Annotated in this window: 36 protein-coding genes and 2 pseudogenes; 6 read left to right on the top strand and 32 right to left on the bottom strand. The window is 37.6% G+C overall.

The window, feature by feature from the left end; translation table 11 throughout:
* Positions 1 to 169 precede the first annotated feature (169 nt).
* Entirely contained in the window at positions 170 to 340 is a 171-nt protein-coding gene (locus ACIRUQ_RS05115; protein ID WP_044962841.1) for a helix-turn-helix domain-containing protein, read from the bottom strand.
* 13 nt (positions 341 to 353) lie between these two features.
* Complete coding sequence (locus ACIRUQ_RS05110; RefSeq protein ID WP_021738326.1) at positions 354 to 731, bottom strand: helix-turn-helix domain-containing protein; 378 nt, start codon at positions 729 to 731, stop codon at positions 354 to 356.
* 368 nt (positions 732 to 1,099) lie between these two features.
* On the opposite strand from ACIRUQ_RS05110, the gene ACIRUQ_RS05105 reads away from it, so the two are divergent.
* From ACIRUQ_RS05105 to ACIRUQ_RS05085, 5 genes are all read left to right on the top strand, one after another.
* Positions 1,100 to 1,426, top strand: coding sequence for a hypothetical protein (locus tag ACIRUQ_RS05105; protein ID WP_021738327.1), 327 nt, complete (start codon positions 1,100 to 1,102; stop codon positions 1,424 to 1,426).
* Positions 1,413 to 2,192 carry an FAD-dependent thymidylate synthase gene (locus tag ACIRUQ_RS05100; protein ID WP_021738328.1) on the top strand — a complete coding sequence of 260 codons (780 nt, stop codon included), beginning with the start codon at positions 1,413 to 1,415 and terminating at the stop codon, positions 2,190 to 2,192. Before ACIRUQ_RS05105 ends, ACIRUQ_RS05100 begins: the two co-directional genes overlap by 14 nt.
* Positions 2,182 to 2,592, top strand: a complete 411-nt coding sequence (locus ACIRUQ_RS05095; protein WP_021738329.1) for a dUTP diphosphatase — start codon at positions 2,182 to 2,184, stop codon at positions 2,590 to 2,592. Before ACIRUQ_RS05100 ends, ACIRUQ_RS05095 begins: the two co-directional genes overlap by 11 nt.
* Before the next feature lie 393 nt (positions 2,593 to 2,985).
* A complete protein-coding gene (locus ACIRUQ_RS05090) occupies positions 2,986 to 3,357 on the top strand; it encodes a plasmid mobilization protein (RefSeq protein WP_081695198.1) in 372 nt (123 codons plus the stop codon).
* Positions 3,344 to 4,891: a relaxase/mobilization nuclease domain-containing protein gene (locus tag ACIRUQ_RS05085; protein WP_021738332.1), complete on the top strand. Its 1,548-nt coding sequence runs from the start codon at positions 3,344 to 3,346 to the stop codon at positions 4,889 to 4,891. The genes ACIRUQ_RS05090 and ACIRUQ_RS05085 overlap by 14 nt, the downstream gene beginning before the upstream one ends.
* Positions 4,892 to 4,957: 66 nt before the next feature.
* On the opposite strand, the gene ACIRUQ_RS05080 is transcribed toward ACIRUQ_RS05085, so the two are convergent.
* From ACIRUQ_RS05080 to ACIRUQ_RS05045, 8 genes and pseudogenes are all read right to left on the bottom strand, one after another.
* On the bottom strand, positions 4,958 to 5,113 hold the full coding sequence (locus ACIRUQ_RS05080; protein WP_021738136.1) for a rubredoxin: 156 nt from the start codon (positions 5,111 to 5,113) through the stop codon (positions 4,958 to 4,960).
* A gap of 90 nt (positions 5,114 to 5,203) precedes the next feature.
* Positions 5,204 to 5,578: a desulfoferrodoxin family protein gene (locus tag ACIRUQ_RS05075; protein ID WP_023920586.1), complete on the bottom strand. Its 375-nt coding sequence runs from the start codon at positions 5,576 to 5,578 to the stop codon at positions 5,204 to 5,206.
* Between the two features lie 83 nt (positions 5,579 to 5,661).
* Complete coding sequence (gene rbr, locus ACIRUQ_RS05070) at positions 5,662 to 6,333, bottom strand: rubrerythrin (RefSeq protein ID WP_404856549.1); 672 nt, start codon at positions 6,331 to 6,333, stop codon at positions 5,662 to 5,664.
* A gap of 105 nt (positions 6,334 to 6,438) precedes the next feature.
* Positions 6,439 to 6,828 (bottom strand): annotated as a pseudogene (locus ACIRUQ_RS05065) (flavin reductase family protein); the annotation flags it as partial.
* Between the two features lie 7 nt (positions 6,829 to 6,835).
* The gene (locus ACIRUQ_RS05060; RefSeq protein ID WP_055288775.1) at positions 6,836 to 7,243 is read right to left on the bottom strand and encodes a Fur family transcriptional regulator; all 408 of its coding nucleotides are present in this window, start codon (positions 7,241 to 7,243) and stop codon (positions 6,836 to 6,838) included.
* 128 nt (positions 7,244 to 7,371) lie between these two features.
* A complete protein-coding gene (yaaA, locus tag ACIRUQ_RS05055; RefSeq protein ID WP_055288777.1) occupies positions 7,372 to 8,121 on the bottom strand; it encodes a peroxide stress protein YaaA in 750 nt (249 codons plus the stop codon).
* The gene (bcp, locus tag ACIRUQ_RS05050) at positions 8,121 to 8,576 is read right to left on the bottom strand and encodes a thioredoxin-dependent thiol peroxidase (RefSeq protein WP_021737556.1); all 456 of its coding nucleotides are present in this window, start codon (positions 8,574 to 8,576) and stop codon (positions 8,121 to 8,123) included. The genes yaaA and bcp overlap by 1 nt, the downstream gene beginning before the upstream one ends.
* Before the next feature lie 3 nt (positions 8,577 to 8,579).
* Complete coding sequence (locus ACIRUQ_RS05045) at positions 8,580 to 8,789, bottom strand: DUF6219 family protein (RefSeq protein ID WP_055288779.1); 210 nt, start codon at positions 8,787 to 8,789, stop codon at positions 8,580 to 8,582.
* Positions 8,790 to 9,240: 451 nt separating this feature from the next.
* Here ACIRUQ_RS05045 and ACIRUQ_RS05040 point away from each other — a divergent pair, with 451 nt between their 5' ends.
* Entirely contained in the window at positions 9,241 to 9,900 is a 660-nt protein-coding gene (locus ACIRUQ_RS05040; protein WP_242831169.1) for a Crp/Fnr family transcriptional regulator, read from the top strand.
* Between the two features lie 122 nt (positions 9,901 to 10,022).
* Here ACIRUQ_RS05040 and ACIRUQ_RS05035 read toward each other — a convergent pair whose 3' ends face one another.
* The 22 genes and pseudogenes from ACIRUQ_RS05035 to ACIRUQ_RS04930 all read right to left on the bottom strand — a co-directional run bounded on the left by ACIRUQ_RS05035 (position 10,023) and on the right by ACIRUQ_RS04930 (position 26,752).
* Complete coding sequence (locus ACIRUQ_RS05035; protein WP_021737560.1) at positions 10,023 to 11,714, bottom strand: FAD-dependent oxidoreductase; 1,692 nt, start codon at positions 11,712 to 11,714, stop codon at positions 10,023 to 10,025.
* Position 11,715: 1 nt separating this feature from the next.
* Positions 11,716 to 12,036 carry a rhodanese-like domain-containing protein gene (locus ACIRUQ_RS05030; RefSeq protein WP_021737561.1) on the bottom strand — a complete coding sequence of 107 codons (321 nt, stop codon included), beginning with the start codon at positions 12,034 to 12,036 and terminating at the stop codon, positions 11,716 to 11,718.
* 12 nt (positions 12,037 to 12,048) lie between these two features.
* Positions 12,049 to 12,354 carry a thioredoxin gene (gene trxA / locus ACIRUQ_RS05025; protein ID WP_021737562.1) on the bottom strand — a complete coding sequence of 102 codons (306 nt, stop codon included), beginning with the start codon at positions 12,352 to 12,354 and terminating at the stop codon, positions 12,049 to 12,051.
* Between the two features lie 92 nt (positions 12,355 to 12,446).
* Positions 12,447 to 12,857 (bottom strand): annotated as a pseudogene (locus ACIRUQ_RS05020) (hypothetical protein); the annotation flags it as partial.
* 144 nt (positions 12,858 to 13,001) lie between these two features.
* Positions 13,002 to 13,604, bottom strand: a complete 603-nt coding sequence (locus ACIRUQ_RS05015) for a Type 1 glutamine amidotransferase-like domain-containing protein (protein ID WP_021737564.1) — start codon at positions 13,602 to 13,604, stop codon at positions 13,002 to 13,004.
* A gap of 439 nt (positions 13,605 to 14,043) precedes the next feature.
* Positions 14,044 to 14,478 (bottom strand): bacteriohemerythrin, encoded by a 435-nt coding sequence (locus ACIRUQ_RS05010; protein WP_044963926.1) that lies wholly within the window; start codon positions 14,476 to 14,478, stop codon positions 14,044 to 14,046.
* Positions 14,479 to 14,553: 75 nt separating this feature from the next.
* Complete coding sequence (gene rd / locus ACIRUQ_RS05005; protein ID WP_022035254.1) at positions 14,554 to 14,718, bottom strand: rubredoxin; 165 nt, start codon at positions 14,716 to 14,718, stop codon at positions 14,554 to 14,556.
* 565 nt (positions 14,719 to 15,283) lie between these two features.
* Positions 15,284 to 15,457 (bottom strand): hypothetical protein, encoded by a 174-nt coding sequence (locus ACIRUQ_RS05000; protein ID WP_022035256.1) that lies wholly within the window; start codon positions 15,455 to 15,457, stop codon positions 15,284 to 15,286.
* 356 nt (positions 15,458 to 15,813) lie between these two features.
* Positions 15,814 to 17,943 (bottom strand): hypothetical protein, encoded by a 2,130-nt coding sequence (locus ACIRUQ_RS04995; protein WP_021739639.1) that lies wholly within the window; start codon positions 17,941 to 17,943, stop codon positions 15,814 to 15,816.
* A 302-nt stretch (positions 17,944 to 18,245) separates the two neighbouring features.
* The gene (locus tag ACIRUQ_RS04990) at positions 18,246 to 19,076 is read right to left on the bottom strand and encodes an LPD16 domain-containing protein (protein WP_055288781.1); all 831 of its coding nucleotides are present in this window, start codon (positions 19,074 to 19,076) and stop codon (positions 18,246 to 18,248) included.
* 24 nt (positions 19,077 to 19,100) lie between these two features.
* Entirely contained in the window at positions 19,101 to 20,420 is a 1,320-nt protein-coding gene (locus ACIRUQ_RS04985; RefSeq protein WP_021739641.1) for a YodL domain-containing protein, read from the bottom strand.
* A gap of 122 nt (positions 20,421 to 20,542) precedes the next feature.
* Positions 20,543 to 20,920 (bottom strand): DUF5684 domain-containing protein, encoded by a 378-nt coding sequence (locus tag ACIRUQ_RS04980; RefSeq protein ID WP_021739642.1) that lies wholly within the window; start codon positions 20,918 to 20,920, stop codon positions 20,543 to 20,545.
* A gap of 6 nt (positions 20,921 to 20,926) precedes the next feature.
* Entirely contained in the window at positions 20,927 to 21,853 is a 927-nt protein-coding gene (locus ACIRUQ_RS04975) for a DUF5688 family protein (RefSeq protein ID WP_044963920.1), read from the bottom strand.
* 64 nt (positions 21,854 to 21,917) lie between these two features.
* Positions 21,918 to 22,136, bottom strand: a complete 219-nt coding sequence (locus tag ACIRUQ_RS04970) for a hypothetical protein (protein ID WP_044963921.1) — start codon at positions 22,134 to 22,136, stop codon at positions 21,918 to 21,920.
* Between the two features lie 234 nt (positions 22,137 to 22,370).
* Positions 22,371 to 22,778 (bottom strand): hypothetical protein, encoded by a 408-nt coding sequence (locus ACIRUQ_RS04965; protein WP_055288784.1) that lies wholly within the window; start codon positions 22,776 to 22,778, stop codon positions 22,371 to 22,373.
* A gap of 90 nt (positions 22,779 to 22,868) precedes the next feature.
* On the bottom strand, positions 22,869 to 23,246 hold the full coding sequence (locus ACIRUQ_RS04960; protein WP_055288786.1) for a hypothetical protein: 378 nt from the start codon (positions 23,244 to 23,246) through the stop codon (positions 22,869 to 22,871).
* A 36-nt stretch (positions 23,247 to 23,282) separates the two neighbouring features.
* Entirely contained in the window at positions 23,283 to 23,720 is a 438-nt protein-coding gene (locus ACIRUQ_RS04955; RefSeq protein ID WP_055288788.1) for a hypothetical protein, read from the bottom strand.
* Between the two features lie 19 nt (positions 23,721 to 23,739).
* Positions 23,740 to 24,366 (bottom strand): hypothetical protein, encoded by a 627-nt coding sequence (locus ACIRUQ_RS04950; protein ID WP_055288790.1) that lies wholly within the window; start codon positions 24,364 to 24,366, stop codon positions 23,740 to 23,742.
* 156 nt (positions 24,367 to 24,522) lie between these two features.
* Positions 24,523 to 25,008 (bottom strand): SMI1/KNR4 family protein, encoded by a 486-nt coding sequence (locus ACIRUQ_RS04945; protein ID WP_021738793.1) that lies wholly within the window; start codon positions 25,006 to 25,008, stop codon positions 24,523 to 24,525.
* Between the two features lie 56 nt (positions 25,009 to 25,064).
* Entirely contained in the window at positions 25,065 to 25,676 is a 612-nt protein-coding gene (locus ACIRUQ_RS04940) for an SMI1/KNR4 family protein (protein WP_021738792.1), read from the bottom strand.
* Positions 25,677 to 25,738: 62 nt separating this feature from the next.
* Positions 25,739 to 26,449 (bottom strand): hypothetical protein, encoded by a 711-nt coding sequence (locus tag ACIRUQ_RS04935; protein WP_021738791.1) that lies wholly within the window; start codon positions 26,447 to 26,449, stop codon positions 25,739 to 25,741.
* 15 nt (positions 26,450 to 26,464) lie between these two features.
* On the bottom strand, positions 26,465 to 26,752 hold the full coding sequence (locus ACIRUQ_RS04930; RefSeq protein ID WP_404856536.1) for a hypothetical protein: 288 nt from the start codon (positions 26,750 to 26,752) through the stop codon (positions 26,465 to 26,467).
* Positions 26,753 to 26,805 lie beyond the last annotated feature (53 nt).

Below are 26,805 nucleotides of genomic sequence, written 5' to 3'. Positions count from 1 at the left end.
TTCCCTTTCCCAGTTCTTTTCCATTTAACGATTTTCCCACACCTATCAAGTCCTTTCTGATTAATTAAGTAAACCAAAAAGTATTGCATAGATATAAAATAGTATACTATGCAATACCTCATTTTTCAACTAACAGCCATAAAATTCTATTTGTTTTTTCTTTTTATTTTTATGTAGCTTCTCTTTCAATCCATGCATCTAACTTTCGCTTATCTGCATACCATCGATTCCCTATTCTTATTCCAAATCCATTACATCCTCTAACAAGTTCCCTTGCTTTTGTCTCGCCTATGCCAAGGTATTCACAGATTTCCTTAATATTTAAAAGTTTTTTATCCATAATGCTATTGCTCCTAAACATTTCTAGTGTATTTATTATTAGATCTTGACATCTTACTTTTTTTACATTCAAAGCCTTCTACTAAAATCAGGCATATAGAAATCACATATTCCCGTTCAACAGGTTTCAGGTTTTTCAATTTCTGTTCCAAGATCTCTTCATCCGTACTTTTTCCTTGCAGTTGTATGCCTAACAGACTATTAGGATCCACACCATACTTTGAAACAATCTTCATCATAAGTTGCATACTCATACGATGCCTGCCCTGCTCAATCTGAGAATAATGCGTATAACTAATGCCTAGACTCTCTGCCATATTATTTTGTGTATATCCGTATTTTTTTCTGATATTCCGCAAAGAATCTCCCACTGCATAAATGTTATATATCATCTTCTACCTCTTCCATTCGATAAATTTGTAATATTCTAATTCTTATCTCCACCAATCCTTTCCAGCATTTTGCCATGTGTATACATCAGCAATGGCACCTGTCCCATCGTGTCAGTGTCCTCATGTATATGTGGTTATTACTTCTTTCACTTATCGTTTATCAGCTCAGTGCTATACAAAAGAATCTGGTAAATTTTTTAACTTTTTATTTCGCTAAATATTTGTATAAGCCCTTTCACCCACACAATTTATGAAGGAGCGTTTCTATAAAATGATCCTCAGCATCGCAACCATGCCAGAAGGGACAGCTGACAGATCGGTGCAGTTCATTTCATAGAATCCCTGATTACAGAAGGAGGATTTATCACATGACACAAGAAGAATTTAATGATGTATTTGAAACTCAAATGAAAAAGTGTTCGGATATTCTTGCACACAAACAGAAAGAATACACCGGTGATAACACAGACAGACTCAGTGCATTCAAGATGGCTGCCGCCTTACAGAATTGTAATCCAAAAGCGGCTCTGGCAGGTATGATGTCAAAACATGTCGTATCTATATATGATATGTGCTATTCCAATCTGCTTTATTTTGAATTAGAGCAATGGGACGAAAAAATCACTGACAGCATCAATTACCTGATCCTGCTGAAAGCACTTATAGAGGAGGAACATGCCTATGAATCACATTGAAACAGCTATCCTGAACTGTTACGGCATTCAGGAAGCAGAACAGAATATGGTTTTCGCGGCCAGGCTCACGCAACGCGGCCATACGATCCGCAACATGGAAGATCTGATGGATCTTTATCATCAGACCTATAGCAAAGAAACAGTAGAGCATATTGCCGGACTTCCACATCCAACTGTACAGAAATTTATGGTCATCACTGTTGCTGTGGTTGGAGCAAGCAGACGTTTTCTGACACAGATTACAAGACATCAGAATGAAGTAAAATATATGAGTGCTTCCCTGCAGTACAGCAATTATTCAGGACATGCAGCATTTGCAATTCCTTATGAAATTCTGAAAGCAGAAAACAGCATTCAGAAACTTTACACCAAAAGCTGCCAGTCTGATCTCAATAATTATGAAAAACTCTGCGCTGCCGGAATCAGTCATGATGCTGCTGAATATGCGACACCACAGGGATTGCGAAATGTCCTGATCATCAGTGCAACACCTTACCAGTGGAAACATATGATCGGTCAGAGAACCTGCAGAAGAAATACAGATGAGACACGTATCGTTATGCTCCAGATCTGGGAAAAATTATACCGGTTGAGTCCGATTCTCTTTGCCCCCGATCTGACCGGACCTTTCTGTCAAAGAAGCTCCTGCATGGAAAAGCAAATGTCCTGCAACAGATCTATTCCAAAAATCTGGACGCCTGATAAAATCCTGCAGTCGGATTATCCACTGCTTGTACAGAAAAAGGTGAATCATCATGAAAATTAAACTCATCGACTTTGGGCTGAAAGAAGATCATCATCCTTTCCGACCACACGAAAATGATGCCGGTGCAGATGTATTCATGCCTTATGACTGCACCTTAAAACCGGGGGAGATTGCAAGAATCCCTCTTGGATTTGGACTGATCATTCCAGACGGATATGCCGGATATATTTTCAGAAGTAGCATGGCAGTAAAAGGTCTTGTCTGCGAACTTCCACCGATTGATTCCGGATACCGGGGTGAAGTCCATGCGATCATCAGCAATGTAAGTACATCTACCCAGACTATTCCAAAAGACACACGCGTCGGTCAGCTAGTGATCACACCTGTGGTAATTGCCGATTTTGTATTAGAACTTAGCATTGAACGTGGGACAGGTGCATTTGGAAGCACCGGGCAATAAAATACCAGATTTTTCTGATCATATTAAAATAAGGCATCGGTTTCTTCCGGTGCCTTTCAATTTGTTCTTCTATATTTTTTCTATTTTTTATTCAATCTCTTTTGTATAATTCCCTGTACCTACACGTTTTATGAAAGGGTATATCTCTTCAAGAGCAAGATCCACTCATGTTAAACAAATTACCAAAATCCGGTATTTGTTCTCCTTCAGAGTCATATCTTGATGGGGATTTCGTTTCCCCATACCCTCGATAAAATCAGATGTTTTACATCTGTTGGCTTACACAAAAATGTGTTCGCAGCACGCCTTTACATATCGGAAGGGACAGCCGATATATATTTCGTGTGTTACTTCGTAACAGAAAAACATACCATGCCAGGAGATTTTCATTTCATGGAAAACAGAAAAAAAAGAACCAATTATCCTCACTTCATTGGTGTTCGATTATCAGATTTTGAACTTGACCGTTTAGATCAAAATGCAAAATTATTGGGAATCAGCAGATCAGAATACGTTCGTAAACTACTTATTGAAAAAGAAATAAAAAACCATATTGAAATCGTTGCAGACATGGATGACCTCAAAAAACTTGTTGGCGAATATGGAAAAATCGGTTCCAATTTGAATCAGATTGCAAAATATTTTAATACCGGTGGTATGCGCTCTCTTGCCATAGAGGATGAAATCCACCAGTGTATTGCAGATCTTTTCAAATTAAGGAAAAAGGTTTTGGAAATGGCAGGTGATACTGATGGCAGTTCTTAAACATATCAAAAGTAAAAATGCGAATTATTCAGATGCGATCGACTATCTGCTTTTTCAACATGATGAAAATAATGGGAAAAAGATACTTGATGATTCCGGCAGGCCTATCCTTCGGGAAGAGTATTATATCGACGGACTTTTATGTACACCGGAATCTTTTGATAAAGAATGTGAAATCACAAATAAAAAATTTCATAAAAATCAAAATGCATCTGACATTAAAAGCCATCATTATATTATAAGTTATGATCCTACTGATGTAACGGAATGTGGACTGACTGGGGAAAAAGCCCAGGCTCTCAGCCTGGCTCTTGCAAAGAAAATATTTCCCGGGTATCAGGCTCTTATAGTCACACATACAGACGGGCACAATAAATCCGGGAATATCCATACTCACATCGTGATTAACAGTGTTAGAAAATGTACTGCTGAAAGGGCACCCTATATGTCACAGCCCCATGATCATGAAGCTGGATATAAACATAGAGCCACCGATAAATTCACCAAATATTTCAAAAAGGAAATTATGGATATGTGCCAAGAACATGGGCTGCACCAGGTGGATCTACTCATTCCGGCCAAGATAAAAATTACAGATAAAGAATACCGATTGCAGCAATCCGGCCAGAAAAAACTTGATAAGATAAATCAGGAAATCATTGATTCCGGCTTAAAACCAACATCCGGAAAATTTCAAACACAGAAACAGTATCTCAGAGATGCCATCGATGAATGTGCCCCTGTCTGTAAAAATTTTGAAGAATTTCAATCTGTGCTTTTTGAAAAATACCAAATATCTGTTACTGACCATCGGGGTCGTTACAGTTACCTGCACCCAGAGCGTAATAAACGGATTACTGAACGTGCACTTGGAACACGCTACGGAAAAGAACACTTGGAACAGGTATTTCTTCAGAAAGATCCGCTGGCTATTATTTTTGTAAAATCACATTTACGCTTGGTTGTAGACCTACAGACAAATATAAAAGCCATGCAGAATTCGGCTTATGCAAATAAGGTAAAAATCACAAATTTAAAACAGATGGCAAATACGATCATCTATCTGCAAAAGCATGACATAGATAACAAAACTTCCCTTGAATCAGCTTATGCTGCTTCCTACATGCAACAACAAAAAGCACAGGATCAGGTCACGAATCTATCCTTACAACTAAAAGATTTGAACCAGCAAATTCATTATACCGGGCAGTATCTGAGCAATAAAAAGACATATACGGCATTTTTTAATTCCAAAAACAAAGGACTTTATCGAAAAAATCATGCCTCAGAAATTCAGGCATATGAGACCGCCAGAGATTGGTTAAAACAGAATTTATCAGAGGAAACCATACCTTCCCTTAAGAAATTATATGAAAAAAAATCCAGTCTGCAACTCTCTCTGAATGCCTACAAAGATGTTCTCTCTGATTGTAAAAGCCAGGTACATGAACTGGATGTTGTCCGACAAAATGTAGATTCTATTCTAAATCATCAGACGCCAGAATATTTCAAAACATCTGAACAAGTTTTATAATCAACTAAGGCAGAAAGCCAATGGCTCTCTGCCTGCATGATATTATTCAGCTATTAACTCTATCCCTTATGCTTCTGAGAACTGGTCTTTTCCTACAAAGCATAACGGACATTCAAAATCTTCCGGAACATCCTCCCACTTTGTACCAGGTGCAATACCACCTTCTGGATAGCCCTTCTCCTCATCGTATTCCCATCCGCAAACATCACATACGTATTTCATTCGTTGTTCCTCCTTGTAAATATATTAATACACAGCCTATATTACTGTTCTATTTGTGTTGTTCTGTAACCTTAATATGTATAAATGCTTTTAGCATTTCCATAATCCATGCAGGTTACAATATGCATATACTTCTTCTACCTGTTCACCATCGCAAAGACAAAAATCTGCTACCGGCTCCTGCCCTGGATTTAACTGTTTTCTGTATATTCCCTGGTTTGTATTTAATGTAATCCACTCAATGAAATGCTCTTCAAGCATTGGATGTTTTGTCTCTCCGACCACGACATGAACATGACTGCCTTCTATCGTATATACAGGTACATGCTTCTCGACAGCAGCATCTGTCACTCCGGCTTTTAATTCCTGCATAGGTTCTCCGCAACAAATTACAGGTACACCCTTATCCTTTACCTTTTCAACAATGTTTCCACAATGCTTACAAATATAATACCTTACTTCCATGCCTTTTTCTCCTTCCATGTGTAAAATTTATAATTCAATTTTTTTGAATTAATCACTTTCTTCTTTGTAATAATCTCATCTACTTAATAATTCTCTTCATGTACTTCAAAATAGCTCTGTGGATGATTACATACCGGACATACTTCAGGCGCCTTAGTTCCTACCACAATATGTCCGCAGTTACGGCATTCCCATACCTTAACTTCGCTCTTTTCAAATACCTGTGAAGTTTCAATATTCTTAAGAAGTGCACGATATCTTTCCTCATGATGCTTCTCAATCTCACCTACTGCCCTGAATTTTGCTGCAAGCTCAGGGAATCCTTCTTCCTCAGCTGTTTTAGCAAAGCCATCATACATATCTGTCCACTCATAATTTTCGCCTTCTGCCGCTGCCGCCAGGTTTTCCTTTGTATCACCAATTCCTGCTAATTCCTTGAACCACATCTTTGCATGTTCTTTCTCATTATCTGAAGTCTTTAAAAACAATGCTGACATCTGCTCGTAACCTTCCTTTTTCGCTACAGAAGCAAAATAGGTATACTTATTTCTTGCCTGTGATTCCCCTGCAAATGCCTCCTGTAAATTCTTCTCTGTCTGTGTTCCTGTATATTTGTTTGCTGCCATCTCTTTTACCTCCGTTTTCTTTACTACTTTTTCAAAATCTGATGCCGGGTGCTTGCACAAAGGACATATAAAGTCATCTGGTAATTCCTCGCCTACATATTCATATCCGCAAATTCTGCAACGCCATATTGTCTGACTGCCCTCTGTTTTTCCAACCTCCTGTGGCTTAGGCTTAATATTATTCTGATAATAATCATATGTTACTGAAGGAACATTGCTTAAAACTTCCATATCGGTTATCTCACCGATAAACATCGTATGTGAACCCAAGTCCTCTGTTTTAGTAACTGTCACAGAAATGTATGCATTTGTACCTTCTGTAATATAATAAATACCATTTGTGCCCCTGGCACACTGCTCAAATGCTTCAAACTTATTGGTATCTCTTCCTGATTGGAAGCCAAAATGTTTGAACAATTCAAATTGTGCCTTCTGACTTAAGACTGATACAGTAAATTTTCCGGTTCTTTGAATCATATCATGCGTATAATTTGCCTTATTTACACAGATACTTAACTGGTTTGGTTCCGAAGCTGCCTGAATGGCTGTATTAATGATGCATCCGTTATCTTTTTCTGCTTCTTTAGCGGTCAATATAAACAGTCCATAACTCAACTTATACATTGCTTTTCTATCCATGCTGTTCCTCCTTTACCTTCTCCCTGCATTTCGGGCAAATGCCTTTAAATGAAATATCATAATCCACAAATTCAATTCCATGAGTGTTATGAATTCTTTCCAGCAAATCCGGTATTTGATCCATATCCACATCAAAAACTTCACCGCACTTTATGCATCTTACATGGTAATGATTTTTCAATGTAAAATCAAATCGGTTCGGTCCATCCGGAACTTCAACCTTTTTTAATGCACCTTCCTCTACCAATATATCAAGATTTCTATATACAGTTCCTTTTCCAATTCTTGGATATGCTTCTTTTATAAATTCATACACTTCATTTGCCGTAACGTGTCTTCTCATTTCGTATACGGTATTTCTTACAAGATCTTTTTGAATAGTATTTCTCCTACTTGTCATTAGTCCTCCTTATTAGGATTAGTTCTTAATAAGGATTATATACAACTATCATCCTGTTGTCAATAAAAATAGTAATAATTCTCATTATTATAAAAAGTTACCAAACTGAGCATCTTTTACCTGAATAACTATTTTATTTTTCGTTCAAATATATATTCTGAATCTGAAGATAAATCAGACCTAAACAAATATCCGAGTCTGTCAAATTTCTGAATCTCCACCGGATTTTCAATATTATTTTCCGCTATGAATCTGACCATTTCACCACGGGCCATCTTGGCATAGGTACCTTTTGTTACCAATTTATCTCCGGATAACTCACAAAATACAATCGTAATATATCTGTCCTGTGGTGTCAGATACTTTTCTATACATTTTGAGTATTCTTTTGATGCAAGATTAATGATAATCCTACTGTCATCGATTACTGAGCGGTATAACAATTCTCCCCAGTACTCATACAGATTTTTTGCATCTCCAATTCCAACCTTTGCCTGCATTTCAAGACGATAAGGAGTCACACCATCCATTGGTTTTAAAATGCCATAAAACGCAGACAAGATTCTTAAATGATTTTGCAAATACTCAAACTGCTGGATTTCAAACACAGATGGTGCCATATATTGAAATGCAATCCCTTCATATGCTAAAACAGCCGGTGTAAGCCTGTTATAAAGATCCATATTTTCCAATCTGTTAAAGTTCTGCTCTGCAATCTTGTCATTACATTTCCAGATAGCTTTCAGTTCTTCTTTTGATTTGCTTTTCATCCAGTTTAATACTTCTGCTGTCTTATCAATATAGACAGGCAGTTCAACCGGTGCTAAGTTATCGGTATCTACAATCATCTTTTTTGCAGGTGATAAAATAATCTTCATTATGCCAATTCCTTAAGCATATTTTCAGGATCATCTGCCGCCTTGACTTTATCATTTGCCTTTATAATGATTCCCTGCTCATCAATAAGATATGTAGTTCTTACTACACCCATAGATACTTTTCCATAATTTTTCTTTTCTTTCCAGACATCATATGCTTCAATAACTTTACGCTCCGGATCTGCTAATAGCGTAAATGCCAGTCCGTATTTTTCTTCAAATCTCTTGTGAGACGCTACAGAGTCCTTGCTTACTCCGAGAATAACAGCTCCCTTCTCAGTAAACTGTGGATAACGCTCAGAAAAGCCACATGCCTGCTTCGTACATCCTGGTGTATTATCCTTTGGATAAAAATATAAGATCACTTTTTTTCCTGCATAATCGCTTAATTTATGCATTTCTCCATTCTGATCCGGCAATTCAAAGTCTGGTGCTTTTTTTCCTAACTCTAACATTTACTATTCCTCCGCTTTTGTGTTTTCCACCTGTTTTCTTGTTCTTTTATTACCTGAAATCATTTTATGTCCCGTATACATAGACATGATCATACATATAAGAGTGCTACACGCAAAATACCTATGACCTGATTTGGATCCTTTATATCCAGTATAAAAAGTTCCAATCATAGTAATTAACGCTCCGATTGACCAATCCTTATGTGCTTTCATTTTATACCTCCTAATTGATTAAGCTATTTCCAAAATAAATATCTCTGGATCATTAACAATATTATACATTCTATCCATCACTTTCGACAAGCAGAGAAAGAAAAATAATCAATCCAAATACAAAAGGATGTATCACGATAATTCTTGCATTACCTTGACGCATCCTTTCCACACAAATGATTACAGTAAAATTTATTTCCACCGAATACTGCTATTCCTAACGGCAACAGGAAATCAATCATCCCAAACCAGGCGAACAAAATATTAAAAAAACAAGAGCAAAATAAATGATCGCCCATATCCATAAATAATCATACCATTGTTTCTTTTTCTTCACACCGCTACCCTCTCTTTCATTTCAATACAGTTTTCATTTATGATATATGTCAATTATTCGATTGACGCATCTTAAAAAAGCAAGTATACTATGTTCGCAAAGGAGATAACAGTTATGAGCTTCGAAAATTATTTTCCACTATGGAATAACTTAAATACAGCACATAAAAAACTAATTTCAGACAATTTGATCACACAGCATGTGAAAAAAGGAACAATCATTCACAACGGGAACATGGATTGTACCGGATTATTACTGGTTAAATCCGGGCAGCTTCGAACTTATATATTATCAGATGAAGGACGGGAGATTACACTTTACCGTCTGTTCAATATGGATATGTGTCTTTTATCCGCCTCATGTATCATACGGTCCATTCAATTTGAAGTAACCATTGAGGCAGAAAAAGATACTGATCTTTGGATCATCCCTGCTGAAATCTATAAGGGCATCATGAAGGATTCTGCTCCTGTCGCAAACTATACCAATGAGTTAATGGCTACCCGTTTTTCTGATGTCATGTGGCTGCTTGAACAAATCATGTGGAAGAGTTTGGATAAGCGTGTTGCTTCATTTCTTTTAGAAGAGACCTCTATCGAAGAAACAAATGAATTGAAAATCACTCACGAAACTATCGCCAACCATCTTGGTTCCCACAGGGAAGTTATCACTCGAATGCTTCGATACTTTCAAGGTGAGGGGCTCGTCAAACTCTCCCGCGGCAAAATCACAATCCTTGATCCAAAAAGACTGGAAACACTCCAAAGGTCATAAAACTGTTTTTTCTGTAACATATAAAGAAGAATCCTCCATTTATCAGAATTATGAAAGTCATTCTAATAAATGGGGGATTTTTTTATGCTATAAGAAAATTATAAAAATATCGTGATTATTTTTTAATAATCCATACCACATGCATATGCCCTTTCAATCAGCGCACGGTCATTGACCACTGCATCATAGAAGCGAAATCCGCCAGAGAAATTATACGTTTCATAACCGTTTCCTTCCAGAATACAGCTCGCAATATAACTGCGCAGACCACTCTGGCATATCAGATACACAGGCTTTCCTTTCTCAATTTCACTAATTCGTTCTCTCAGTTCATCTACAGGTATGTTTTTGAATCCATCAATATGCCCCCTGCTGAATTCACCTACAGTTCTCACATCTAGCAACACCACATCTTTATCTTTAGAAATCTTGTCCATATCTTCCAAATGCCATTGCTTTAATGTCCCTTTTGCAATATTGTCTATCATAAATCCAGCCATGTTTACCGGATCCTTTGCAGAAGAATAAGGTGGTGCATATGCCAGATCCAGATCTTTCAACTGGGTTGCATTCAGCCCCGCATGAATTGCTGTTGCCAGCACATCAATACGTTTATCAACTCCTTCATATCCAATAATCTGAGCGCCAAGCAAACGATAGCTCTCTTTTTCAAAAACCACCTTTATGGTCATCACTTTTCCACCAGGATAGTAACCGGCATGACTCATAGGCGAAAGAATTACTGTATCTACCTCTAATCCTGACTTTTTGGCATTGGTTTCATTGATACCTGTAGTGGCTGCTGTCATATCAAACACTTTTATAACGGAGCTTCCCTGACTGCCCAGGTAACGACTATCACCGCCACAAATATTATCAGCGATGATTCTGCCCTGTTTATTGGCTGGTCCTGCCAAAGAAATCAGCGCATCATTACCCGTAACATAATGTTTTACCTGAACTGCATCACCTGCAGCATAAATATCCGGTACAGAGGTTTCCATTCTGTCATTCACTACAATACTTTCCTTAATGCCAAGTTCAAGACCGGCTTCTTTTGCTAATACTGTGTCTGGTGTGACTCCGATTGCCAGAACTACCATATCAGCCTGAAGGTATGGATTATCTTTCAACAGAACCTCTACTCCGTTGTCTTTTCCTTTAAATCCTTCTACTGTATAGCCCAGTACCAGTTTTATCCCATGCTTTCTCATTTCATTATGAATCATGGATGCCATATCCGGGTCAAAAGGGTTCATCAGCTGCTTAGACCGCTGGACAATCGTAACATCCATGCCAAGCTCCCTCAAATTTTCTGCCAGTTCCAGACCAATAAAACCGCCACCTGCCAATACAGCCGATTTTGGATGATTCTTATTTATATATTCCTTTATCCGAAAAGTGTCTTCTACAGTACGAAGTGTAAAAAGTTTATCAATACCTACTCCGGGAAGTCTCGGCTGTGTAGGCTTTGCACCTGGAGAGAGGATTAGCTTATCATAGTATTCTTCAAATATTTCACCGTTTTCTAAATTCTTCACTGAAACAGTTTTACATTCGGGATGTATTGAGATAACTTCATGATGAATTTTCATGTTAATACGGAAGCGTTTAAAAAAACTCTCTGGTGTCTGTAGTGTAAGTTCTTCCGGGTCTGTGATTACGTCTCCAATATAATATGGAAGCCCACAATTCGCATAGGATATGTATCCGGATCTTTCAAACACAGTAATTTCTGCATGTTCATCCAGTCTGCGTATTCTTGCTGCAGCTGTAGCTCCTCCTGCCACACCTCCTACGATTATTACCTTCATCTTATTTTTCCACCTTTCCTGAGTAAGCTGCAATGCCACCGATATTATTTACTTTAGAATATCCCATTCGTTGCAACATCCCAGTTGCCTGACGGCTCCGAGAACCGGAATAACAGTATACAAACAGAGGGATATCCTTATTCTTCGCTACAGAAACAATATTGTCTAGTTGCTGCAACGGCACATTTTTACTTTCTGGTATATGTCCTTCCTGATATTCCTGCGGAGTGCGGACATCCAGAAGAACTGCACCAGCAGTCCTTTTATATTCTTCTATGCCTTGATTAATATTCGACTGTTTAAAGAAATCAAAAAATCCCATTAGCACACCTCCCTAAAGCATTTCTAAAATCGCATTCTTAGGTCTCGCCCCTGAAACCTGCTGTACAATCTTCCCATTCTTCATAACCACTAAAGTCGGAATGCTCATAATACTGAACTTATTTGCCAGTTCAGGCTCTTCATCTACATTAATCTTTCCAACTTTAATATCCCCACGCTCACCTGCAATCTCCTCTACAATAGGTGCTACCATACGGCAAGGCGCACACCAAGATGCCCAAAAATCTAAAAGAACGGTTTTATCGGAATTCAGTACTTCGTTCTGAAAATTATTTTTATTGATATTAATAGCAGACATTTTACAGTCCTCCTTATCTTTTTCTTTTTGTAGCTTTATTTTAGTCTTTATTTCATTTGTTTTCCGTGATTACATCACCATACCACATTAAATTAACTTCTTGCCATACCATCTACACTTAATATAACAGTCATTGCTATCGTAAATGTCATTTCACACAGATATATAAGTGGCTGTGCCCAGTCAGCATAACTTCCTGTAAATGCCGGAAGTCCTGCATTGATAAATGCATTACATACCACAATCGCAAGTGCCATCGTTACTGCCTCAAACACACATGACAGGAAATATTTGCAGTAGGTAGCCATTGTATGGCTGACCATTCTGTTTCCTGCCATCGTGGAACAGGCAATCGCACCGAGCGGCACAATAATCAGAATCTTTAAGAACCTGAAATACACTGTGTAGCTGATAAAGAATCCACAGATAATAATGATGATTGCAATCAAAGCTGTAAGTATCAGCATTACTAAACTTTCACCAAATCCAATGCCTGTTGTAATGATTAAATCGAGCTTTTCCCGATGTGTTTAGCTGTTACCACCTCCTTTCAAGGCGCAAAAAAAGCACCTTAACCTTATTGGCTAAAGTGCTTGTATTAGTTTGATATTAAATTGTTGTGAGTCAGCCAAACTTGAATTTTCAAATTAGTCTTTGCAAATAACCTTTGAACCTTCACCATCAATTACAATTCCCTGACGGTTGTTAATTGGGCATAGATTCAAATCCGAAAATTCAGTCATTATTTTCTCAGTAACTTTCTTAAATGGTGCTGTAAGATAATGCGGAAGAACATAGAAATCAATCAAATCAAGCCCTGCATCATCTTCTTGTGAGTAGTCCTCCGGCTTTTCATCCATTTGTTCAATATATTGGATAGTTGGAGCGCATATAATCGCACCCGCCGATTCACCGATCATCAGTTTTCCCTTTGCCAATTCTTTCTTCAATAGCTCATCTGTTCCCGTTTTACGGAGCTGGTTCATAAGGAAGAAAGAATTTCCACCAGTAAAATATATCACATCCGCATCTTCAAAAACGGACTGTATCGTTAAATAAGCCTCCGTTGAAATATCAATTTCCGTTACGGCTGCTCCCAGTTTATTGAATAGCTTTCGAGCCGAGCCGACATAACCGGTATAGCCTTCACGCAGCGAAGCTGTGGGAATAAATGCGACTTTCTTGTTATCAATTTCTTCTTTTATCAAACTTCCTACACTTGAAAAGTGCGAACATAAAAACAGTTTCATCCATATCCTCCTTAATAAATCCCGATTTTAATGTCTCTATTATACCATAATGATACTATTATAAAAAAGGAAAAAGAGCTCCTTCGAGCTCTTTTGGGTCAGTTCTACAAACTGGATTTTGGTTGTTAAAGATTTGCAAAATATTTTTCTAATGAATCCACAAACTCACCAATATGAATTCCATCTACAAATGAGTAATACACCTGTACATATATTGGCAAGTTTTTACCTGAATTTCTTTTGGAAATATATGTATATGTTATCCACAACATAGGGTAACAATGGGAAACTATCATTTCATAGTAATACTGTGAAATAAATAGGTTTCCTGTTCATTTGTAACTTTCTTAGTGTCGACACAGTATTCTCAAAGTTTATTCATCATAGGAACATTCACCACTTTGTCTAAATTCTGATAAAACGCATTTACTGATTTATTTTATAACCGGTCAGGATTTTCTCTTATAAAAATAAATTCCGCTACAGAGCGGTCATTTGTTTTAATGTGTCCAAACAACCAGTCAATCACATTTTTCTGTACAAGTTCACTGAACTGATCCGTTGGTCCTTCATAATCATTAAGGTATTCATACAGTACCTGAATTGTCTTTTTAAACTCTTCATGTTTTTCGTGATGCGTTTCACGCCCTGGATAACCAACGTTTTCCTGAAGCTTTTCCTCTTCTTTGAAATGAAAGTTAGTATACTCATCCAGATAATCCAGCATTTTGATTGCTTTTACCTTGCTGTCGCCATTTTGACAGGCAGTTAAAAAGTTTTGGATACGGTCAATCAATTCTTTATGCTGGGTATCGATAGTTTTATTTCCTGTAATTAAATTATCATCAAAGGTAATATTTAAATCGTAAGTCATAATCTGGTCTCCATTTCTTTTATATATTCTCTTGGAATTATTTGTGTCTATCAGTTTCATATTAGCATTATCTGCTTAGTCTTCTACAGGAACAAAAACATCTTTTCCCAATCCACAGAGTGGACATACCCAGTCATCTGGAATATCCTCAAATGCAGTTCCTGGAGCAATACCTCCGTCTGGATCTCCTACTGCCGGATCATAAATATAACCACATGGTCCACATTCATATTTTTTCATAGTCATTTTCTCCTTTTCCTGTTGATTTATTTTTGTTACTAGATTTCCACCGTATTTTTCAGTGTTTTGTCTCTTTGTTTTCTACATCATTATACATAATAATTTCACTATTTTCAATAACAGTAATTGTTAATATTTTATGTTTTCAGATCTATTCTTGTCTGCATCAACTATTACGCAACAAGTAGATTCTACACGATTTCTGAAAACATAGCAGTGCATTGTTCTTTCTCATGCAACATCATTTATTACCATATATCGGTCTAATTTCTTTATATCCACTATTATCCAGTCCGCCTTTTCCACATCCATAATCATTCATCATAGTTTTAATCCTCCATCTCTTCTGATTAATCGTTTTCTTTTTGATAATTATAATTTACATCAAAACATGGGGTATAAAAACCCCACCATATCCTGTAATTATTTACGGTTTTATTTAGCAACAACTGCAAAATCTGCATCTACCACACTCAATCTCCCATTATCCTTACTCTAAATCAACAAAAATAGCACCCAGAAAGCATTTTTAAAATGCCTTCCAAGTGCTCCATCACTACTCAGTTTACTTCTTTTTCTCTCGCTCTAACTGCATTTCCAAATATTTTGATACCGGCTTTCCTTCTTTTGCTGCTATTTCTGCCTGATGCCGACGTAATCTTCCAACAATGGATTTTTTCTTTCCAAGTATCTCTTTTTTAGGCTCAGAGGCTTCCTGGTCATTATCAGGTACACTCATTCCACCAGAAGTCCTTGCATTTTTCTTCTGCAGAAGCATAGAATGATTTGAGGTCGATTGCGATATAGGTCTTTTGCTTTGCCATCATTCTATGCCCCCCTTTTAAAATTCCTTTGCCTTTTGCTTTTTGTAATAGTACCCCCCTGTTAGATAACGGGGGTTTAGAAAGCTCGCTTCGCTCGCATAACCGCCAAAGTGAACCAGACACTCGCCAGCAGGCTGGCGTGGCGATTTGTCTTACGACCGCCACCGTGTCTGGATCACTCCGTCGGTTGCTGTTTGCGTCCTTAAAAATACGTTTCTAAAGCAGGGGATAAGAAAAGGACAGAAACCTTTGTCCCTGTCCTTATCCTTGCTTATCTGTTTCTTCTGCGTTTGAAGAACAATGCTGTCAGCATTCCTGCAAGGGAAATGACCATTACCATACTCCACAGCAAAATATTTGTACTATCGCCTGTCTTAACTGCTGTATCTGGCTTTGTAGAAGTAGTAGGCTGTTCTTTGTTGGAAATCATAGAAATGACTGCTATTTCTTTATAATCACAACGTTCACAAACACGTTCTTTTTTGCCTGTTTCTGTGGTTGTTGCTTCCTTGATGACTTTCCATTCTCCCCACGTATGACCTGTCGCATCTACCTCGTTTCCTTTGTAGCTATGACTACAATTCCTGCAAGTATATGTCGTATATCCTTTCTCTGTGCAATTTGGTGGTGTAACGACTGCAACATAATCATGTTCGTTTACAGTAAACTGTAGCTCCGTTGTTGCTATTTGAGCATTAGCTGCTGTTACAGTAAGCGTTGCCCGATATATACCTGTTGCTAAACTGTCTTTTGGTGCTACTGCTACTTTTAGAGTGTCGTTTGGCTGGATGGTTGTAGTACCATCACCACTCAACTCGAACTTATCCTTATCTGTACCCGTGATAGATATATCTACATTCTCTAAATCAACATTTCCGCTATTTGTAATCGTAAATTCCTTTGCGTTAATTGGTTGATATCCTACGCAAGTTCCTGTAAATGTTCCGTCACCACTTAAAAGCATGCTGTAAACTGCCTTTGTTGCAGGTGGCAGTGTGATATTCACATCACTTGCTGGCGTACCTATAATGGTAAAACCGTTTTTAGTGATATTTGTTACTGTCAATCCGTTCAAGCCCTGGATACCATCCTCATAACCATCCGGAAGAAAATATCCGTCAACAGCTTCTACTATAATATTCGTAATTGCCGTGTTTGGAACAACTTTCTGCACACCATTTTCCGATGTGATATTCAATCCCGCACCCGCAACAATATTCACAGCAGTTTCTTGTTCTTTCTCTGCCAAAGCCGCATATGTGATTCTATTTGCTGTATCTGTTGTTTCCAGCCATATCTTGCAATTCGCAAAATTATCTAAATTCATACCACTTGCAGAAACTTCTGTTTCATTCGTAATTTGTTTCGCATACGTACCATTGCTGTTTTGTGCAACCAGATATGTACCATTTGGAACATCTGTTAAGATAACCTTGCTTTCATCATAAGAAATTACGGCTGAACCTAGGTTCTTACTATACTTACCGGCGTCATAGCGTAATGTAAACGCTCCATCTCCATCCGTATCCTGCAATGTTAAATTACCTGTAGATGTTGCTGACGGAACAGCCGATGCAAAAAGAATCGTTGATGAATTCAGTTCAAAAGCAGGTCTTATTTTTTCTACATTGCTTGTTTGAGCTCCATTAAAAGCAGGATAATTCTTAGAAGGCCACGCAGTCAAAACACTACTTCCATCATTCGGATCATCATTACTAACAAATGGTGAACGAATCCAAAATAATTCAAGAACAGATTTTCCCCAATAACTTGGATCAATACGAAGACCGTCATTCAAATCATTTGCGCTGTTCTTTCCCACAGTAATGTGATTATAATCTTCTTGGTCTCCATAAGCCAAATATAGCTTGTCCGTCGTGGAATAGACGCTGTTGTTTTTCGTATCATCCGTATAAATCGTTGTTTCATTTATCAGTGCCTGTTCTGAACTTGTAAAAAAAGAAGCTTCCATCTCTTTTAAGGTAACATTCCTTATATAGCTCGCACCGTAGTGATTCGGGAAAACTTCTGCCGGTTCTCTATCAGGATAGGTACAGTTCCACTTATCATCATATGTTTTATTGTCCATATAATTTGATTCAAATTGTACATCATCTCTCATAGAACTTGCCGAAAATAACGTTATGCTATCATTACTTTGACTTCCTGCAATCCACCACTGTTGATTGTTGTTTCCGAAATAGACTTTTGCAGGATTTTTCACTCCGTCATTATCATTTGTATCATAGTTTTTTAATTCTTCAACAGTTGAAAACTGCTCTTTCGTTGGCGATTGATTTTCCTCTGCATGAACGCTGGTACTAAACGTCGGAAACATAGTCAATACCATTGCACTTACCAGCAAAAATGAACAAGGCTTTTTCAAATATCTTTGTTTCATATTTACTTTCTGCTCCTTTCCTTGACTTTTCTCAAAAGGTACACCTGTTAATAGTCACTATATCATTATCTAGTATAGCTGAAAACGCCTGTTTTTTCAAAAAAAAAAGAAAGCTCGTCGATTAGGACGAACTTCTGTGTTTTATGGAAGTATTTGCTTTGACTGCTTCACAAGTGTATAAGCCACTGTCACACATATTGCTACATTTTTGCAGTGATTTTGCATTTTAGGGAAAAGAAAAAACTGACCCTGCCAGTGCTTGCTATGCCCTGTCAGGTATCGGTTCCTTCCCTTATCTCATCTTACTTTTCTCCTCCGCTTTCGATCCAGTCTTTAACTTTGTCATGATCCAAGACAATGATATCTTTCCAGTCCACTTCCAGTTCTTCAAAAAGATCATTCATTGCGTCCCAGATAGTCCATGCTCCATTTCCGGTCAGCCTGCCGCCATCCAGTATATGCTCCTGTGAGTCATACAGGGTATAATCAAATTCCATTTCACTTGTCTGCATGCAGACATACAGGGATTGGGACGGAACAAATAATGCGAAATGCTCCGGTGGCAATGCTTCAAAATACGGATTGTCCCATGCACCAAGTGGCATATGCTCCACAACATCCTGCTGCTGTCTCGTTGGCAAAAAGCGCTCCAGCTTCTGTTGCTCATAAAGAGGTTCAAACTTTTTCTCCAAGTCTTGGATAATCCCATGCACATTATTAAGCAATACCCATTTTGTAAACCGCTCTCTTGTCCACTCTTTTTTCTCCTCCTCCGTCATCTGACGATGTATCCGGACATGACTTACCGGAAGCTGCTGGCAGATATTCTGCAATGCTACCAGAAAATTTTGATTCTCATTTACAGATGAGGAAAGATGAAATTCTAAGGACAAGGCATTTTTTCCACCAATGCGGTAAACTACGTCAAAATCCAGTCCCTTGATGCGGATTCCAAGCGTTGCACGAATGCGCTTATCCTCTATGACGGTCTGCCACTGTGCATAATCCCGAAACTGCTGCATTGCTTCTTCCGCATGTTCATAACGTTCGCATACACTCTGCTTACAACCGCGTGTTGTCCATGTTGCAAGATCCTTGATCACATAATAAGTAACAATTTTGTTTTGTTCCATTTACTTTTTCTCCTTCTCTTTCTATTACACTGCTACATCCTTTGGCTCTTTCTTGAAAAAATCTGTTACTGGTTGAAATCCTATGTTATCTACAAAATAACTATCCGTTTTCCCCTTCCGGTGCAGTACAACAACATCACTGATGGATAAGGAATGCCCGAAGAAATCAGAAGGTCGGTCTATGTTGAACCGGCAGTAAATATCATCCAGTGTAGTTTTTTCATCCAATGGTGCCGTATAGGTTACGTCATACCTCGTATGCTCCACAGACACACCTCTGCTCTGCCAGAATGACAGATCCATAAAATAAAACTGCCGATTTTCCATATTTTCTTTCAACTGATAGATTTCAAAATAGTCACCCGCAACACCGGATATCTCCTGACCGGAGTCTTCCGATTCCGCCTTTCTTTTGCGGGCATTCGTCTGACTGATCTGCTCCTCTATCCGATCGATCAGATCTGCCGCTGTTGTCTGGATCGTATGCAGGGATGCCCGCAGTTCCGGCATCTGCCGACCACTGCTCCAGCCTATCAGATATGCAAAGGAATAATCGGAAGTATCCAGTCCCAGATACTGACATACCACATAAGCAATACTTTCTGCCTCTACTTCTCTGGTACCTGCATCTTTTCTTTCAACCTTATCGTTATCAGCATGCAGCATGGCATGTGCGATCTCATGGATCATTGTTTTGACCGTCTGCAACTGGCTCATATCCTTCTGGATCGCGATAACACGTTTGGTCACATTGCAGTATCCTTTCGCTCCGCTCTCAATCTCGATAAAAGAGACCGGCATTGGGGATACCATAAGCAGTGCCTGTATGAGAACTTCATAATCGGTTACCGCTCCCGTCAGTTCGTCTACCCCTAACTGTGGCAACTCCTTTCCTTCCGTCTGAGTAACATCAAATACCCGGACAACACGAAAGCCTACGATCCTCTGTTCTGATTTTTCTTCCAGTTCCTCTGACTGCTCCGCTTTTTTTGTATGCTTCGTATCTTCTGATTCCGGTTCCAGAATCACTACTTCCTGATCCTGTTTCTTACTTTCCTTCTTGTATTTGTACGCCATTGGTGCCAGGATACAGATCCCGGTCTCACCTTTTTTCACATGACGCCCAAACTTCTGCTTCCATGCATGAAATCCGGCAACCAGTGTTGCATCCGGACATTGCAATAAGATCAGTAGTGTATTCCGGTAACTGTAATGGTGGAACCTTGCCATAATGGTCAAATACTCCAGATAACGGTCACTCTCAAACAATGCAGTGATCCCATCCTCCAGCTTTTTCGTCAGTTCCTGCACCTGCTCTTTTCTGTCTGTTTTCTCAGCTTTCATCTTGTTCTCCCATTAATAAAAGAAAGAACAGATATTGCTACCTGTTCTTTCCACGTCTTTTGCTTATTTAACTACTCCGCTTTCTTTTGCTTCATTTTTCATTTTTCCTGTTCTCCATTCTGCTATTTTTTATAAATATGTTTTCCATATCCAAGAAGCAGATATGATAATGCGGGAAAGCATACAATGCCTGCCGCCATCAGTTTTCCTGTTCCATAATGTTTTGCCAGCTCATAAGCCATATAAATTCGAAGGATTAACGCAAAGATGCCGGCTCCTGCTACAGCCAGAATCAGTGACCGGTTAAAATGCAACAGCCAGGATACCAGACTGCTGACCAGGTATAAAAGAAATTCTTTTTGTACACCTGCCAGCCGGAACGCAAGATATTCATTCAAAATCGGCACAAATGCCAGTTTTTTGTCAAAATATCCTGCTTTCTGGAACATCCGCATAAGACCAATGGCACTTGCCAGATATAAAATCACTGTTTTCATCATATGGTATTACTCCTCTTCGTAGACACATTCCAACTTGTGTGTTTTGGAATTATAAAAGTATGCATGGTCTGACAGTATGAATTTCTCCATCTTTGCCACTTTATTTGCCTCTCCTATCATTTTATTTAAAGCTGTTCTTTCTTCCTCACTACAATCAATCTTTCCGGATATTAAGATAAGCTCATAAATACTTGCTGGTATTACATAATAATCTCCACCAAAACGATCAGATGCCATTTTTAAAAACTGCTTATTCAGCATGATATTTGCACCATACTCCCCATCGAGTGAATATGCCAGATGTACATCAGGCATTTCCAGTTCAGGATTCAACCGCATTTCCAGTTTTACCAGTGAGTAGAATGTTGCATCCTGTCGAAGTATTCCTCTTGCACAGGAATTTTTATATGCCAGATTGAACGCTTCCTCTTCCGATAACTGAATCTGATCCAACAGCATTTTACTTAATCCGATACTTAACAGCTCTTTTCCAACCGAAAATTCGTAATTACATAATACAGATAAATCCAGGAATTTTCGATGGATGCGATGTTCCAAAAGCGCATGGTTATTTTTGGTCTGTACGAGGGCAAGAAACAGATGTTTCCCGATTTCCTCTTTCGACATTGTTTTTACCTTTTTTAACAATGTCATGATCTCCTCACCATTTTTCATGCGCTCATAAAACAGGTTCGCTTTTTTTCTTAAAATCTGGCATAAAGAAGATTTATGCTCCAGATATTCTTCATAAATATTTTCCAAATAAATAGTCGGAGAAATTTTTACCCCTGCTAAACTGATCCCGGTTAATCTCTGATTGTTCTTTACCACCGATTCCACTCTAAGCGTACTCTTTTGATAGCATTCTGGAAGGTATTCACAAAAATGCTCCAATACATAGATTTTTACTTCTTCAAGTGTCATTTCTTTCATTTTTCTTTTGTCCTTTCCATTTTTCGTTATCACATGGCAGCGCCTTTGCTTTGCTATAGGCAATTTATCCCTTTAAATAAAATGTAATTCCTGCCTTTGATAACTCCCGTAATAATTTTCGGGTCTCTTCTGCATTCTGCATCAGTTCCATAGCCATCCCGGCATGTGTCATCTCATGCCAGGTTCCCTGCTCATCGCAGAAATGTATGACGCAATCTGTTCCAATTAAAATGCCATGTTTCTGACACATCTGCACCAGTTCCAGCGCAGAAATAAATAACATGTCATGCTCTCCTTTCTCTTTTATTTTGCCTTTGATTACTGCAGGTAGAAATCCCTGCTCTTGTGACATAGGCTGCTGCCTATCTGTGAAGATTCTTGTAAAAAGAATGTGATAACTTATGCTTCTTATATACGCCGATTCCATTTTTTCGGAAACTAAAAAAAGTACCCACAGCTTTGTGAGTACCCTTTCGGTATGGATTTTTCCATATGTTATGACTTTAAGTAATTTACTTTATTCCCAATCAAATTCATCAATACTGTTTTTGATCTCCGCAGAAACAGAACTATCATTTTTCAAATCGCGCATAAGTTCAGCAAACATTTCACGCTTTGGATTTTCCGTATCATTATAGCAACGGTGCACCATCCAGATATTATGTGGAGTTGGATTTTTTCTTACCGACGAAATCAGTAATTCTTCATATCCATGTTTATAAAATTGCTCTACAAAATGAACCAGATCCCCCGGCATTCCAAAATCGACCAGTGGATTTGTACCTATGATTTCTAAAATCGGCTCCACTAATTCAAAAGGTTCTGGATATTGGTTGATAGCATCTATCAGATCATCTTCTATATAATATTCTTCATATGGTTTTGCTGCATTTTGCAATCCAGCAATTATCTGCTCTTTCGTCATAAATCCAACCTTCTCTAAAAATCTGCTTTTCTCTCTGGCGTCATAGCAACAAGGACTATTCCACTAATAAGCTTTTTGCCAAAATCTTACTTATTGTTTCATATTCTTGTCAGCATACAAATATATTTTATCCCAGAAAGCCTCATAATCATTGTTCAGTGCTAGTTTTGAATAACAGCTATCTATCCCATCTTGCGACATGTCACTTTCCAATTCAATCAAAACCTGTGCTTCCGTAGTCACCCCTATATCAGTCAGAGCATCGATAACATTTCTATAACTTTTAAACTCTAAACCATCCATAGCCAGCTCTGTGTCATAATCAATAACGGTTATGATATTCCTGATCCATGTTGGATAATTTGCTAATTCTTCTCTTACTTCTGGATACTCATAAATGTCCGCCATTTTCTGTACAAAATCTTCACCATTTGTAAATTCTGCCAATGCCTTATCTATAAAATTCATCTATGCTTGCCTTCTTCCATAAATCACAATCCAAACCTAATCCCACACAATTTCCAGACATTGATAATTCTCTGGAATTTCCGGTATACAGGAATAATACAAAGCAGGTTCTGATTCTGTTACTCCATCCGAACACAGCCAGTCGCAATCCACAATATTTTCTAATTCATCAGCTTCCATGTCTGTACACACTATGACGGAATCCCCGACAAGGTTTAAACGTTCCATTCCGTCCTCTTCCACAATTTCTGTATCATCATGTAACGCAACACGCACCCATGCTACATTTGGCAGTTTCTCAATCTCTCGAAACTTTTTCCACATTTCATCCAGTGTTGGGCGGCCATTTTCCCACTGGTTTGGAGCAATCGAATCTTCTTCTGAATTTCCATCAAAAAATTCATCCAGCGTTAATAATGGAAACTTATCCCCATTTTCTTCTAATATTTTTTTGAATACCTCAAGTGCTATCATAAATACAACATCCCCTCTTTCAAATGATATTTCTATATGGCAGTTTTCCTACTTTATGCTTTTGTATCTCTTTCTCACATATTTCATGAAGCCTTTCACAATCACTTGACTCCTCGCGAATTTTTTCAAACCATCCTTCTACTCCTCTATCTTTATTTCTAAAAAAAGGATGATTTTTATCCTTTTGCACATTATTCCAAATATATTCAAGGATATCGTCAAGTATTTTCTTTTCTCCATACCAGCCACACACCAGTGCAATATCTTTATATTCTTCAAACGATTTTCTCTTTGGATTACTCAAAAAAAGTTTATATCCGTCTACAATTTTATCTAGTGGGACATCACCTTTAAGCGGGATCAACAATTTATTTTTTAACCTTTCTGCCGAAAACATATATCTTTCTTCATGTTTTTCTAACGCTATTGTTTCACTGGTACACTCTAATGATGTTGTAATGCTAGAATATTCTCCGCATAAATTATGTACATAAGCAACTGGTGTATAGTATGTATTTCTGACTACTTTTAAATAAATTCCTGTTATCAATGGTCCTAATCTGTTATCCATTTCAAGTAATTTTGTCTTTTTTAATTCTGGGAAAAGTTGCTGCCAGTCATCTGTTATCTTCTTTTTTGTTGCCACCGGTCCATTCCTCTCTTATTCCATATCTTACGATCCAATCCTCTTTATTTCTCAGCAGATAATATTTCTTTTAACTCATCAATCGTTTTATCCAAAATATCCGATGATATTGGATATTTTCCGGCTTCCCTATGCGCTATTGCTTCTTCCAGTCTTCTAAAAATTATCCATTGCATTTTGCAAATTATCTTTAAAAAACTTATAGAAATTATCAAAACGCTCCCGTATACCATCTTTATCATATTGACTCCATGATGAAATTTTTCCACTCACACTATCAATACAATAGTAAAATTCATCACAATCTTCTATAATGATATACTTCTCTGGCAAACCATTTTTTCTTTGTTCCAATGTTATTTCTACAAATTCTGGTTTCCCGTTCTTACAATACCCCATTATGTCGAACCAATATCCACCACAGCCATATTCTTTTAAAAACCATATAAAAGGATCTGGAATTTTTAAAGCTAACTTCTGTTCTGCCTGTGTTATTTCGGCATCTGTTGCTCTTTTTCCTAAAAAAGCATTTCCAAATATAGCCTGATTTTGTTGGATTATAAATTTTAATTCCTTTTGCTCTTTTGAATAACTTTCTTTGTGTGTTTCGTTCTTCTTTTTAAATTTTTCAAACAATCCCATACCTACATTATCTCCCTCTAACGTTTTTAATTTCTATAGCAGCAAAATCATCATTTTTATTTTCCAAATTTATAGCATTCAGGATACGATGTCTTCTGTATCAAAATATCTGCTTTTGATTCTGTAATCTGCTGCACTATAACACATGGCAGGGTATTTACCTGTTGGTAAAGAACACCCGTTGATATTGAAAGCGCAAATATCTTTTTCGTCTCTGCTAAAAATTTCAATTTTTCGTCTGGCAGTTTTGTGATATAAACATTTCCATACTCAGTATCGTCCTCCTCATCCATTTCACATCCATTTTCTACCCAGGACTTAAAGTTAAACCATTCTTCTGGTTCAGAGCTTCCTATTTCTGCAGCATCTAAAAATCCACACAGTACAGCTCCCTTTTCTGCTTTTATAATGAGTTCCCGATCGCCATTATCATTTCCTATGCTTATGTATCCGGGAGCATATTCTGCAAATTCATTACATTCACAACTTTCAACAATCCTTTGTGTATCGTATAATACACACAAATTCATAACCATCCCATTTGCATAACGTAAAAATTCTTTGTAGACTTTTGGCAGTTCCCCATTGATACGCTTCTCCGCAAAATCGATTTCTTCTTTGGTTACAGGATTATTTTTTTCTATATATTCCAAATTCTTTAGATTCATAAAAATACCCCATGCTTAATCTTTGATTTTCTTTTGTAATTTGTCTAAAAACCACAAACGCTTTATAATGTATACAGTTCTTTACTCATCTTTTTATACGATGCTTTCTCACAGAAAGATTTTCGTCTTCGGTTAATCATATCAATAACCATTTGTTGAGCAGATTCCTTTGAAGATAACTGACATTGAATGTTTTCAATACAGTAATTATAAAATTGTTCATGCCATTCAATATAATAATCCCCAGAATAAAAACTGTCCTTTAATCTTTGCAGATAATGTTCAAATACTTCCTTTCCTTCTTCAAAATCCCCTTTCATGAAACAGAGCATTGCCAGATGATATAACTCCCAGAATCGTCTATGTTCTGGCAGTTTCTCAACTTGCTCCTGCAAACAGGATTTTGCATATTCCATATCTGAAAATTTTCGATATTCGTCTATTTCCTTCAAAGCACTTTTTGCCAGTTTTTCTATGACAATCTGAAACGCCTCATCATCGTTTTTATATTCCACATAACCAACACCGGTACTAACATCACATCCATAGTTATATGATAGCATTTTGTTTAGGCTTTCTGTAGATTCCCATAAAAATGAGACTCCGGCATTCAAACTTGCCCCTTTAGAATAACCATTTGTTGCAAATTCAACGATAATGAAATAGTACCCATTATCATCTACCCAACTTCTTGAACTTCCTATTTGAAACAAATTTTCTGGCTCTAAAAATTCCTTAACAGTTGTTTTGATTATTTTATTATGTGGCAACATATAATGCCAGCTCCTTTACAATTCTACATTTTTATTTACCGATTTCTGCGGAATACAATTTAATTTTTTCACCATGAACTCAAATATTTCAGCCTCATATCCTGACGAATATAGCATTTGAAAATTATTGCACTGATGGATAATAATATACTTTTGTGTGTTTTCGAAAAAGTCAACCTTGAAATCTGCAGTCAATATTCCATTAAACGCAAGGCGTTTTACACCTTTTACTTTAATAAAATATTCACCACTTTTTTCATAAAAATCATAATCCAACGTATCATTTACATCATGTACTTTCAATTTTCGAACTATTTCATCTCGCGACAGTTCCGTCCGAAATATCAAATCCTGTC

It is taken from the genome of Eubacterium ramulus (genome assembly GCF_045002895.1).
Taxonomy (GTDB): Bacteria; Bacillota; Clostridia; order Lachnospirales; family Lachnospiraceae; genus Eubacterium_I; species Eubacterium_I ramulus.
This window is presented reverse-complemented; position numbering and strand designations above follow the sequence as displayed.